The following is a 1118-nucleotide window of genomic DNA, read 5'->3' as shown; positions in this document are numbered from 1 at the left end:
ACGGTGCCAGCAGGGCAAACTGAGTTTGATGTGCGTATCGCTTCTATTGATGACGCTGTTTATGAAGGCCCTGAAGATTTCAGCGTGACAGTAACCGGCATTGGCGCAGTGCAAGGTAGCGATACCGGTACGGCAACGATAGTGGATGACGGCAGTGGCCCGGGCCCTGATCCGGATGATGACCGTCCAAGCGTGACTATTACCGATGCTGGCACCATCAATGAGGGGGATACGGCGAACTTCAAAGTCACCTTATCGAACGCCTCTGAAGCGGAAACGCAAGTGGAGTTGGGTCTTAATCTCGGCGATACCGAAGCCGGTGACTTAGGTACCTTGGAATACAACACGGGAAGTGGTTGGGTTGCAGTGCCAAACGATGGCGTGGTGACGGTGCCAGCGGGGCAAACTGAGTTTGATGTGCGCATCGCTTCCACTGATGACGCCGTTTATGAAGGCCCTGAAGATTTCAGCGTGACAGTAACCGGCATTGGGGCAGTGCAAGGCAGCGATACGGGTACGGCAACGATAGTGGATGATGGCAGTGGTCCAGGCCCTGACCCGGATGATGACCGCCCGAATGTGATTATTTCAGACGCTGGCACCATCAATGAGGGTGAGACAGCCAACTTCAAAGTCACCTTATCGAACGCGTCTGAAGCGGAAACGCAGGTGGAACTGGGTCTTAATCTTGGTGATACCGAAGTTGGAGATTTGGGCACCCTAGAATACAACACGGGAAGTGGTTGGGTTGCAGTGCCAAACGATGGCGTGGTGACGGTGCCAGCAGGGCAAACTGAGTTTGATGTGCGCATTGCTTCTATTGATGACGCGGTGTACGAAGGCCCTGAAGATTTCAGTGTCACGGTGACTGGCATTGGCGCAGTGCAAGGCAGCGATACGGGGACGGCAACGATAGTGGATGACGGTACGGGTCCAGGACCTGATCCGGATGATGACCGTCCAAGCGTGACTATTACCGATGCTGGCACCATCAATGAGGGGGATACAGCCAATTTCAAAGTGACGTTGTCGAACGCCTCTGAGTCCACTGTTCAAGTCGAGCTAGGCCTGAACTTAGGTGACACCGAAGTTGGAGACTTAGGCACCTTAGAATACAA

General features: G+C 53.9%; 1 protein-coding gene. It reads left to right on the top strand.

The window, feature by feature from the left end; genetic code table 11:
- A partial coding sequence (locus R7044_RS24235; RefSeq protein ID WP_318141734.1) for a Calx-beta domain-containing protein occupies positions 1–1118 on the top strand: 1118 nt, incomplete at both ends.

This window comes from Vibrio sp. 1402, assembly GCF_033340275.1.
The sequence above is the reverse complement of the archived record's forward strand: the minus strand, read 5'-3'. Positions and strand labels throughout refer to the sequence as shown.